Genomic DNA, 11,576 nt, shown 5'->3' on the forward strand with positions numbered 1-11,576 from the left:
ATCGGTCTGATTATGCTGCAACCTTCAAATGGCGCTTGCCCGGACGAATGTCCGGGCAGGCGCTTTACTTCATTTTCCGCACATACCCGGAGATCTGTTCAAGTCCGGCCTGCAGCACTTCGGTACTGCAAGCGTAACCGATGCGGACATGCCCTTCCATATCGAAGCACGCGCCAGGGGTCAGAAAGGCGCCGGTATTCGCCAGCAGACCGGTACAGAAATTGACAGAAGGCACTTCGAAATCGTATTTCAGCAAGGCAGTCGTTCCCGCACGCGGTTTGACATAGGAAAAAGCGGCTTCCTTTTCCACCCATTCATCCAGGAGGGCCAGGTTGTCCCGCAAAATTTTGCGGCTTCTTCTCAAGATCTTGTCGTAGTTCTTCAGGGCATGGACAGCCAGCATTTCGTTCAATATCCCGCAACTGATCGTGGTGTAGTCGCGGTGCTTCATGCATTCCGTGATGACTTCCTGCGGAGCGGCAATCCAGCCGAGTCGAAGACCTGCAAGAGAGAGCACTTTGGAGACGCTTGACGTGCTGATTCCCTTCTCGTAAACATCAGCGATGGAAGGAACGTCGGCATCGTCATCCTGCAGCAGGTTCATGCAGACTTCATCGCAAAGGACATACGCGCCGCACGATCGTGCAATCTCCGCAATCTGCTTCAGCATATCCCGCTCCATCAGAGCGCCGGCAGGGTTGTTCGGATTGTTGAGGCAAATCATTTTCGTGTTCGGCCGGATCAGAGACTTCAGCTCGTCAAGGTCGGGAAGAAAATGATGTTCCGGGCGCAGCTTCAGAAAGTCCACCGTTGCGCCGAAAGATCGCGGGAGCTCATAAAGCTGCTGATAGGTCGGATGTACCGCAATCACGTGATCGCCAGGCTCGACAAGCGAGTAGAAGACCAGAAAGTTGGCGCCGATTGCCCCGTTCATGACGAGCACCTGATGAGGATCAATGGTCGCGTACAGGCTCGCAACGAGCCGCCGGAACTCGGGAGAACCCTCAATATGGCCGTAGGTCAGTTTGAGCGGATAGAGGGAACGGAAAAAATCATCGGCATTTGCGCCGTCTATGGTTGCGAGTTCCTCCAACGTGAGGGAATCGACGAAGGTTTCCGCAATATTGTATTTCGCGCTCGTTTCATAGGCGTTCATCCATTCTTCCACCGAGAAAGCCTTGATCTTCATTGTTTCCATGCCCCCCTGCAGATTCTCCGCGTTGAAAACTTGTCGGTCATACTTTACCATAGAGCCTGAATCCAGGAACAATTGAGAGTTTTTATCGTAACCATCACAAAGATTTAGCGTTGGCCAAGGGGAAGGAGAACATGGAACTCCGAACGTTGAAAACCTTCCAGGTCGTTGCCACCCATCTGAATCAGACGAAAGCCGCCGAGATTCTCGGATATACGCAGCCGACGATCACGATGCAAATGCGGAATCTGGAACAGGAGATCGGCCACCCCTTGTTCCATCGGGTCGGGAAGAAAACGTATCTGACTCCGGCCGGAAAAGTGTTGAAGCAGCATGTGGATCGGCTCATGGCATGCGTGGAGGAAATGAACCAGGCATTGAGCCGATTGCATGAACCCCACGGCACATTGGCAATCGCCGCGCCGGAATACTATTGGACGCATCATTTGACCACGCTGATCCACACCTTTGTGCAACTTCATCCGCAAGTCAAGTTGAAACTGGTCTCTTGCAACAGCGGCGACGTCATGCGAATGATCGCTTCCCGCGAAGCGGATGTCGGGATTGTGGCGGGAAAACAGAGGAATGACGACCTGGCGTTCGTTGCGCTTGATGAAGAAGAGCTGCTGTTGGTCATGCGAAAAGACCTTCACCCCGACCGCGACCTTTCGGCCATCCTGCAGAAGCATCCCCTGCTCTATAAAGAAAGCTATCATCTTGACGGGCTGTTTGACCGCTGCATGGAAGAGATTCCAAAGCCGATGACGGTCATCGAAAGCGGCAGCGAAGAAGCGATGAGGCAAGCCGTTTTGAAAGGGACAGGCGTTGGCATCATCAGCGGCGATTTGATTGAAGAGGAGATCAGAAAGGGCGAACTCATCCCTCTGCACCGGTTTGCGCAGACCTTGGATACTTATTTGATTACGCGCAAGGATCGTTCCGATGAATTGACGATTCAGGCCTTCGTCGAACTGGTAACGGAAGGGTGGGACGAAGCGTCGGAAACAACTTAGCGGCGTGGCCGGCAGGTTCCGTTTATGGGCCGAAAGTCTCGATCAAGAGGCGTTTTTGCCCGCGGAATAGTCAAAAAAGCTCAAAATAACGCGAATAGGGGCATTGGTCTTGATTCCACGGCAAAAATTGACGATATAAACAAATGAGAGGATCTTCGGATCGGCAGGTCCCGGACAGGACTCCAACCTGAAAAACCAGGCAAAGAACAAAGGCAAACCCGTACGAAAGTCGGGGACGCAAAGCCACGGGTCTAAAGCACCGGACATTTCCGGACCGCCATGACAGCCGGGCTGCTCTTAAATGGTGGTGATGAAGGATGGAACATGCCGTTGATCATGCCTTCTTTTCAGGTGACGCAAGTTTGATCATCCGGGGAGAGATGCTTGATTTCGATGAAATCACGCGAAGTTTGAATGTGGAGCCGGCGAGATGCCTGAGCAAGGGCGGCAAGGTGTCGGTCAGCGGCAAGAAGGTGTCCAAGGATTTCTGGATGTACCGGGTTAAAATGCGCGGCAACGACCCCGTCGGATCGCTCATGCAGCTGCTCAGGGAGCTGGAACCGAACATCGGGTACATCCATCAGCTGTCCGACAGCGGGTACGATGTCTGTCTGCGGATGTATTATCAGTCCGAGCTGGGGCAGATTTATTTTGAAATGCCGAACGAACTGCAAGCCTTGATCGCCAAATTCAAGGTCCGTCTGGAATTTTCCATCCTGTCCTGGGGCGGGGCGGTTTAAAAGCGCTTTAGATATGGAAACCTCGCGGGAGTGTTCGACTCCCCGGGGTTTTTTTTGTTTTATGCAATAAACGCGGCGGGCGGAATGGGCAAAAAGTCTTGTCCGGGGAGGTCTCTTTCTCTCATGAATTAGGAAATAAAGCCTAATTGTTGTCTGATCATGGAAGGATATCTTGAACGAATGGAATATATTGACGATAAAATCAAAGACAGGGTCTTCGGGTCCATAGGTCCCGAGCGGGACCTCGATGCGAAAACCGGGCAAGAACAAAGGCAAACCCGTACGAAAGTCGGGGACGCAAAGCCGCGGGTCTAAAGCGCCGGACCATGACGTCCGGATCACGCCATGACAGCCGGGTTGCTCTCATGCAAGGTTTTTTTGTTTTGTCCAAATTTGCAATTTCGGAGAGGAGAGAACGTGATGAAAAAGTATCCCATCCAGCACAGGTCCGGGTGGGCTCGGCTGCTTGCCGGCGCGCTGGCGCTGCTGGCCGCGATGATGGCGCCGCCGTTCTTCGGCATGGCGGAAGGCGCGGCGCCGGAAGGATTGAGAACGGATTTCAGCGTGTCCGGCGACCGGATGATCTGGTTCCAGGTCGACGGGAACGGCGTCAAGCAGGTCCATTATCGCGATCTGACGACGGGGGAAGAGCGCAAGCTGACCGATTCCGCCGCGGCGAAGGACGCGCCATACCTATTCGGCAACACGGTGGTGTGGGCGGACAAAGGTTCCCACGGGCCGGAATCGGTCTATTGGGATATCTACAGCTACAATCTGGAGACCGGCCGGACGGAGAAGCTGAACAAGCGGACCGGTGAAATGTCGGGTCCGGTTACAGACGGCGTCGGCGTCGTCTGGTTCGACCGGAAGCCTTACGGGGACATGTACTACCGGCATCTTGCGACGGGCGAGGAGTACAACCTCGGGGAAGGGCTGTTCCCCGTGCTCGTCGACGGCAGGGTGGTGTACCGCAACGCGCGGGACGGCGGACTCAGCATGCTGGATCTCAGGACCGGCAACCGCTGGCCGCTCGTTAAGCTGGGCGGCGCCAACTATGTCGACTGGTTCGTGTTCAACGGCAGCCACGTGCTGTGGAAGCAGAAGAACGGCGCGGGGGAAAGCCAATACGCGCTGCTGGCTGTCGACCGGCTTTCCGCGGAGCCGGTGGAGCTGACGCCGATGGCCGCGAGAAGCCGGGAATACGCCGTGATGGCGATAGGCGAGACGCAGGCCGTCTTCGTCGTGGACGAAGGCGGTTCGGCCGCGCTGAAGGGCGTTGATCTGGAGACAGGCCGCGTCTACGCGGTGAACGCGCCGGTCGGCGCAGGCCAGATCGCCGGATTCAGCGGCGACAAGCTGGTGCTGAGCGCGGCGGACGGCTCCGTCTCCTTCATCGAGCTGACCGGACCGCAGGGCGGCGGGCTGCCCGGCATCGTGATCCCGCCGGCAGCCGGCGAGGGCTCGGCCGGAAGCAAGAAGCGGATCGGCCCGGCGGGCGGCGAACTGGTGTCCGAAGACGGACAAGCCCGGCTCCGGATTGCCGAAGGCACGTTCGCCGAGGAGACCGACGTGAGCCTGGACAGGGTGGATTTGAACGACTACGTCCTGGCGGATGAGAAAGGCCGGAAGCTGCAAGGCTACGAGGCCTGGCGGGTGAGCGCAGACGCCGCGTTCGGCAAGCGCGCGGAGCTCGTGCTCGGCTACGAGCAGCCGGAATGGCGCGCGGTGCGGGAGAAGCTGGGCATTTATGTCTACGACGATGCGAACGGTCACTGGACCTATGTCGGCGGCATCACCGCGGAGGAAGAAGGCTGCGTTCGCGCGGCGATCGACGGCCCGGGCATCTACGCGGTCCTGCTGCGGGAGGTGACGTTCCCGGATGTGCGAGGCCACTGGGCGCAGCATGCCGTTGAAGTGCTGGGTGCCAGAGGCATTGTCGACGGCACGGACAAGGGAACGTTCGATCCGGCCGGGCAGCTGACCCGGGCGCAGTTCGCGAAGCTGCTCGCCGCGGCGCTCCGGCTGGAAGCCGCTCCGTCCGGACAGGCGCCGTTCGCCGATGTGCCCGCCGGCGCCTGGTACGCCGATGCGGTGAAGGCGGCGGCCGCCGCCGGCCTGGTCGAGGGCGACAGGGGCTACTTCCGCCCGAACGCGCCGCTGACCCGCGAGCAAATGACGGTCATGCTGGTCCGGGCCATTGAGCGGAAGACCGGCGATGCGGCGGATGCGGCCGATCTGTCCGGGTACCGTGACGCGGCGGCCGTCAGCGGCTGGGCTCGCGAAGCGATGGCCAAGGCGGTCGGCATGAAGCTGATCGAAGGCTACGGCGATGCGCTGCGCCCGCAGGGAACGACCACCCGGGCGGAGGCGGCGGTCGTGATTTACCGGTTGCTTGAGCAACTCCATCAACTGTAATCATCGGGGGAGAGAGAAATGGGATTTCCGCGATCGAATAGAGGGTTAGGCGGTGTCCGGATGAAATGGAAGGCCTTGCTGTCGGCCTTCCTCGCACTGATCGTTTTCCTGTCGGGCGTGCCGCTCGTTCCGGGGACGGATTCCTCCGGCGGCAAGGCGCACGCTTCGATGAACCTCAGAATCGTTCCGAGCGAGATCAGCACGGACAGAGGGGAAACGGCTGATATTATTTTCAGCTTCAACGCGTCCGAGTTCGGCGAAGACGAACGCGAGATCGTGATCAGCCTGTGCACGGCGCCCGCCGGGGGCGGCGTGCCGGAGCTCGGCGACGTGATCAAGACCGGCGTCTACAAGACGAAGGAGAACGGCGTCTACATCGAGCATACGGAGAGATGGGACGGCAAGATCAACGGCGTGCCGCTGCCGGAAGGGCGCTACACGATCTGCGTGTCGCCGGCGGAATATGACGGCACGGGCGTCTACTACGGCCAGATGGCCAGCTTTGAAATCGTGGGCTCCCGGCAGCCCAAGGCGCCGGGCGCGCTGACGATCGAACCGGCGGCTTCCGGCATGGTGAAGGTGTCCGGCAGCGCCGAGCCGAACACCACCGTGCGGTTGGAAGTGCGGGAAGGGACGGAAGGCAAGCTCACGGACTATCCGGACATTCCGGTCGGTGCGAACGGCGCATGGTCCAAGACGATCGCCGTACCGGCCGGACAGATCGCGCAAATCTCCGCCAAGGCGGCGGGAGACGGCCGGGAGTCCAGCTATTCCGAACAGGTATCGTTCATCCGGGTCGTCGTGCCCGCTTACCCGATCAGCTGGGGCGCGCTCGCCGCGTACTATTACCGGTCGGATTCCGTTGCCGACATGGCGTCGAAGGCGCAGGAACTTGCCCGGATCAACGGTGTCGACGGCGACGTGTGCACGGCGGACGGGGATTGCTCCACGCCGGTCAGCGGCCTGACGAGCGTGCTGGTGCCGAACCCGCAAACCGCGGGCACGCCGGAGCAGGCCGATCTGGCGCAATTTACGCGTGAAGCCATCGAGAAACGGCTGCGCATCGTGAACCCGACCGGCAGCGGACCGGTCGACCCGGCGCGGGGCGACTTCACGTACAGCACCGATTCGCTGGTGCTGCAGGCGCTCATGCCGATCTCGTACCGTCTGACGTACCTGAGCCGCGAACCGCTGGAGGGAGCGGCCGGCCTCGGCTGGCGCCACAGCTACGAGTGGCGGCTTGTGCCGGCGGAAGACGGCAAGGTGGAGCTGATCGAGCCGACCGGGGCGCGGTACGAGTATGTGCCGCTGTCGGGCGGACGCTATTTGACGCCCCGGGGGACGGATTGGACGCTGGCGAAGGACGGCAGCGGCCATCTGCTGTCGACGCCGCAGGGAACGGCTTACCGTTTCAACGGCCAAGGGCTGCTGCAATCGATCACCGATCCGAACGGCAACGCGGTTCAACTCGCGTATAACGGAGAACAACTGGTATCCGTCTCGACGAACGGCGCTTCGCTGTCCTTCACGTATGGCGCGAACGGCCGGCTGGCCGGCGTTCAGGATCACAGCGGCCGGAGCATCAGCTATACCTATGACGCGGCCGGCAATCTCGTCGCCATCACCGACACGGACGGCTCGACGACGAAGCTGACCTATGATGACAAGCACCGTGTGATCAGTGTGACGGACCCGAAGCAGACCGCTGCCATGACCGTGTCGTACGACGAGCACGGCCGGGTGACCGGCTGGACCGACTTCTACGGCGAAGGCTCGCAGATGGACTATGCGGGCAAGGTCGCGCCGGTCGTCCGCGGCGAAGAGGACGTAGAAGAGCCGGATCCGGGCACGGGCGGTCCGGTGCGCATCGATCCGGAGAACGGCCGCGACATTCCGGAATCGGACAAGGTGCTGCTGTCCGGCACGATGCACAACCTCGCCCATGCTCCCGCTTACCTGAAGGTCGAAGGGATGCAGCCGGTCATCGGGAACTATTTGGACAAGCTGATCGACCGTATGGAAAGTGAGATTGCCGGCTACAAAGCGTCCGCGATATCGTGCTCCTCCTGCGATGTTGCCGGCATTCAAAACGCCATTGCGGGCAGCCAGGCCGATCCGGTCGTCATTCAGGCGGGACATCTGAACCTGGACGGCGACGCGACGTTCGGCAGCCCGACGAAGCCCGTTATCCTGCTGGTTCAAGGCATGAATACGAATCAGGCGAACGCGGTGACGATCTACGGCACGCTCATCGTGGAAAATGCGCTGAACGCCAACCAGGGCACGAAGCTGACGGCCGTGTCGGTCGGCGGCAAATACGGCAGCGTGCGGGTCGGCGGGCCCGTGCATTTGAATAACGACTCGAGTGTGACGGTGTCCGACACGCTGTATGCGGGCAACCTGACGTACAACAACGGCACGCTGCAGGTGAATGCGCGGCGCGTCGTCGTCGAAGGCCAGATGCACATCAACACGAACGTGGAGATGAACATCTCCGGCGAAATGGTCGTCGGCGCGATCGTCTCCAACAACCAGGTCGGCAACCTGAACATCACGGGCGGGGACCTGTACGTGCGCGATACCGTGCACGTCAACAACAACCTGAACGTGACGACGGGCGGCGTGTGGGCGATCGGCGGCGACATGACGCCGAACAAGACGCCATTGGTACGCTCGGGCGTCGGCTCGGGCAAATCGACGCTGTTCTACCCGAATCTTGCGGATGGCCGCGTCATGGTGCTGTCCGCGTCCGCGGCGGACAACGGCGATGCCGGCTATACCGTGTCGTCCACGCTGGCGGCCGTCTCCGAGACGACGCAGACGGATGCGCTGGGTAACGCGACGACGTACGTGTGGAGCGACCGCTTCCTGCTGCTGGAGCGCCGGGAAGCCGACGGCACCGTCGTCCAATTCGGCTACGACGATGCTTCCCGCCGGACGTCTGTGAAGGACGGGAACGGCAATGTGAACCGCGCGGTGTTCGATGAACGCGGCAATATGACGCAGTTCATTGAAGGCAGCGGGGAATCGACGGTCATCCGCTACAATGCGTCGAACGATCCGGTCGAGCGGGTTGACGCGCTGGGCCGCACGACGTCTTACGCGTACGACGCCAAAGGCAATTTGACGCAGGTGACGGACGGGCTCGGCAACACGACCCGGTTGGAGTGGGATGCGCGCGGCGTGTTGACGAGCCAGACCAATGCGAACGGGGAGACGACCCGTTATGTGAACGACGCGCACGGTTTTGTGCAGGCGATTGAAGATCCCGCGGGTTATACGGTTGAGTTCGAGCGGGACACGCTTCACCGGATTACCCGGGTGAAGGACGGGAAGGGAACGCTCGAACGGATTGTCTACGATGCGAAGGACCGGGTGGTGGAACGGGAGGATGCGCTCGGGCAGAAATCTTTTGCCGCCTATGACGAGAACGGCAACCTGATCGAGACGATCGACGAAGCGGGCAACAAAACGGTCTATACGTATGATGTGTATCGTCTCACGGCCGTGGAGGATGCGCTGAACCGTATCAGCCGTACGGAATACGACGCGGCCGGCAACGTGACGCGGGAGATCGACGCGAACGGCGGCGTGACGGAATATGCATATGATGCCTTGGGACGCGTCGTCAAGGTGACCGATCCCGACGGGCATGTGTCTCGCTACACGTACGATGACGCCGGCAATGTGTTGACGTTCACCGACGGTACGGGCTCTGTCACACGTTATACGTATGACAAGAACAACCAACTACTGACCGTCACGGACGCGACGGGCGCGGTGACGCAATACAGCTATGACGCGAGCGGACGGAAGATCAAGGAGACGAATCCGCTCGGCAACAGCACCTGGTACGACTATGACGAAGCGGGCCGCCTGATTGCCGTCACGAATGCCCTCGGCGGCGTGACGAGGTATGCGTATGATGCGAACGGCCGGCTCATCGAACAGACGCTGCCGGACGGCTCGGTGTGGAAGACGAAGTACGACAGCCGCGGGCTTGAAGCGGGCACGATCGACCCGCTGGGCCGGGAAACGTTCGTGACGCGCGACGACCGGGGACGCGTGACGGCCTTCAAGGACGCTGCCGGCGCGGTCACGCGTTACGAATACGACGAGCTTGACCGCAACACGAAGATTGTGAATGCGCTCGGACATGAGACGATCTATGAATACGACCCGCTCGGCAACGTGGCGAAAATTATCGACGCCAACCAGGGCGAGACGGCGTTCCAATACGACGCGCTGGGCCGTCTGACCGGCGTGACGGATGCGCTCGGGGGCGTGACGTCGTACAGCTACGATGCCGCAGGCAACCTGGTGGAGAAGAAGGACGCGCTCGGACGCGCCACCACGTATCGCTACAACAAGCGGAATCTGGTGGTCGAATCCGTCAATCCGCTTGGGGAGAAGACGGTCACGGCCTATGACGCGGCGGGCAACGTTACGACGGTGACGGCGCCGGATCTCACGACGACGACGTACAGCTACGATCCTGCGCACCGGCTCAAGCAGATCGAATACGGCGACGGCCAGAAGGTGTCGTTCACCTACGACCTGGCGGGCCGGCGCATCGAAATGGTGGACAGCAGCGGTCTCACCCGCTACACCTACGACGCCTTGAACCGGCTGACCGAGGTCATTGATCCGCGTACGCAGAATACGCGCTACGAGTGGACGCCTGTCGGTCAGCGCAGCCGGATCGTGTATCCGGACAACAGTTCGGTTTACTACGAATATGATGCCGCCGGACAACTGGTCAAGGTGATGGACGAGAGCGGCACCACGCACTATGAGTATGACGCGAACGGTCGGGTCGTCAAGCGCACGCTGCCGAACGGCGGTGTGAGCACGTACACTTATGACGCGCTCGGCCAAGTGACGGAGATTCGCCATGCCGGTCCGGGCGGCGAGCTGCTGGAGCAGCTCAAGTATGTGTACGACCCGGTCGGCAACCAGACCCGCCGCGAGCGGACGATGGCCGGCATCGATGAAGACAACCCGGCAGGCACGACGCGGGTGGATGCCGCCGACTATGTGTACGACGCGCTGAACCAGCTTACGACCGTGCAGCGGCTGAACGGCAAGCGGACGGCGTACACGTACGACGCCGTCGGCAACCGTCTCAGCAAGACGGTCACGGACGGCGGCATGACGACCGTGGAGCAGTATGTCTATGACGCGGCGAACAAGCTGCTGAGCTGGACGAACGGCGTCGACACGAAGGACTACGAGTACGATCTGCGCGGCAACCTGGTCAAGGTGACCGGCACGGACAGCTCCGCCTTGCGGATTGCGCTGGAAGGGCTGCCGGAGCAAGCGCCCACCGTCGGCGACGTCACGTACGGCCTGCCCGGCACGGAGGACCCGATTTACACGGACGATGGCGACGGGGCACCGGGTGTTCCGGAGGGCAGCGGCGAAGAAGAGGAATGGCTGCTGCCGGATGCCTTCGAAGCTTCGCTGAACGCGCTCGCGATCGGCACGTACCAGTGGAATGCGGCGGATCGTCTTGTTCGGTATACCGATGCGTCGGGGAACGCCATGACGTACCGGTACAACGGCGACGGTCATCGCATCTACATGGGCATTTCCATTGCGGACGGATCGGTGCAAGACGGCTACATGCCTTCGCACCCGGCGGGAGTCCGGGACGGCTGGGAGCCGCAGTACAAGAAGCGGCAGATGGACATCTACTTCGTGAATGACATTACGCAGGCGATTCCCTTGCCGCTGACCGCGACGGATGCAACCGGCACGGCCTGGAAGCAGAACTACGTCTACGGGGCTCTGGGCGAGCGGATCAGCATGAGTTATCTGCCGAGCGCTGACTCGGACAACGGTTGGGAGCCGCAGCCGGGATCGAGCGGCGCGGCGCCGAACACGCCGGCGAAGACGCTGTACTATCTGAGCGATGCGCTAGGCAGCGCGCTGGCGTTGGATGCCGCGGACGGCCGCATCGCGGCCCGCTATCAGTACGACGAGTTCGGCATTCCGGAGCAGCCGGAGAAGTTCGACCCGAACTGGCCGGGCCCGGACAACCTGTTCGGCTACACGGGGCTGGGGTACGATTACTACAGCGGGCTCACGTTCGCGAATGCGCGGTATTTCGATCCGACGATCGGGCGGTTTATCAGTGAGGATACGTATGAAGGGTGATGCTAGACTGAATAGTGGACACCGAGAATCGAGAATGCGACAATAAATTCAGCA

General features: G+C 60.7%; 5 protein-coding genes and 2 riboswitches. Of the genes, 4 read left to right on the top strand and 1 reads right to left on the bottom strand.

Translation table 11 applies throughout. The features are described from left to right. Nucleotides 1–64 precede the first annotated feature (64 nt). The gene (locus tag KJQ12_RS14325) at nucleotides 65–1,189 is read right to left on the bottom strand and encodes an aminotransferase (protein WP_213485320.1); all 1,125 of its coding nucleotides are present in this window, start codon (nucleotides 1,187–1,189) and stop codon (nucleotides 65–67) included. 140 nt (nucleotides 1,190–1,329) lie between these two features. Between KJQ12_RS14325 and KJQ12_RS14330 the strand changes: the two genes are divergently transcribed. The 4 genes from KJQ12_RS14330 (at nucleotide 1,330) to KJQ12_RS14345 (ending at nucleotide 11,522) form a co-directional block, all read left to right on the top strand. Next, nucleotides 1,330–2,208 (top strand): LysR family transcriptional regulator, encoded by an 879-nt coding sequence (locus KJQ12_RS14330; RefSeq protein WP_213485322.1) that lies wholly within the window; start codon nucleotides 1,330–1,332, stop codon nucleotides 2,206–2,208. Nucleotides 2,209–2,409: 201 nt separating this feature from the next. Then, nucleotides 2,410–2,507, top strand: a riboswitch (cyclic di-GMP riboswitch). A 63-nt stretch (nucleotides 2,508–2,570) separates the two neighbouring features. After that, the gene (locus KJQ12_RS14335; RefSeq protein WP_213485328.1) at nucleotides 2,571–2,948 is read left to right on the top strand and encodes a DUF4279 domain-containing protein; all 378 of its coding nucleotides are present in this window, start codon (nucleotides 2,571–2,573) and stop codon (nucleotides 2,946–2,948) included. A 261-nt stretch (nucleotides 2,949–3,209) separates the two neighbouring features. After that, nucleotides 3,210–3,313: riboswitch (cyclic di-GMP riboswitch) on the top strand. Nucleotides 3,314–3,368: 55 nt separating this feature from the next. Then, a complete protein-coding gene (locus KJQ12_RS14340; protein WP_213485330.1) occupies nucleotides 3,369–5,363 on the top strand; it encodes an S-layer homology domain-containing protein in 1,995 nt (664 codons plus the stop codon). Nucleotides 5,364–5,423: 60 nt separating this feature from the next. After that, complete coding sequence (locus tag KJQ12_RS14345; protein ID WP_244860620.1) at nucleotides 5,424–11,522, top strand: DUF6531 domain-containing protein; 6,099 nt, start codon at nucleotides 5,424–5,426, stop codon at nucleotides 11,520–11,522. Nucleotides 11,523–11,576 lie beyond the last annotated feature (54 nt).

The organism is Thermobacillus xylanilyticus, from assembly GCF_907165215.1.
GTDB classification, from domain to species: Bacteria; Bacillota; Bacilli; order Paenibacillales; family Paenibacillaceae; genus Thermobacillus; species Thermobacillus xylanilyticus.